2 tRNA genes are annotated in these 393 nt (G+C 50.6%); both read right to left on the minus strand.

Features of this window, described 5'->3' with window-relative positions:
• Nucleotides 1-29: 29 nt before the first annotated feature.
• Nucleotides 30-106: transfer RNA gene (locus tag ACLH1U_RS25200), tRNA-Arg, on the minus strand.
• A 188-nt stretch (nucleotides 107-294) separates the two neighbouring features.
• A tRNA-Arg gene (locus ACLH1U_RS25205) sits at nucleotides 295-371 on the minus strand.
• Nucleotides 372-393 lie beyond the last annotated feature (22 nt).

Raw genomic sequence — 393 nt, forward strand, 5'->3', positions numbered from 1 at the left:
TAAGGAGAAGGCTGTTGCTAAGGAGAATATGGTGCATCCGGGAGGATTCGAACCTCCGACCGCTCGGTTCGTAGCCGAGTACTCTATCCAGCTGAGCTACGGATGCATCGGAATAACTAGTTTACTACAGAATTCATCTGAATAATCAGAATCAGGCAAGAATGGTGCATCCGGGAGGATGATTCGTCTACGCCTCGCCCTACGGGCCGTTGCTTACGCAACGTTATCCTCCCTGGTGCTGGCGAAAATTTCGCAGACCATGTAACAACGATATTGCTGTTACTAAGGAGAATATGGTGCATCCGGGAGGATTCGAACCTCCGACCGCTCGGTTCGTAGCCGAGTACTCTATCCAGCTGAGCTACGGATGCATCGGGAAACTTGCTTTACTAC

This window comes from Klebsiella sp. 1SOBk5mer (genome assembly GCF_046603115.1).
GTDB classification, from domain to species: Bacteria; Pseudomonadota; Gammaproteobacteria; order Enterobacterales; family Enterobacteriaceae; genus Klebsiella; species Klebsiella quasipneumoniae.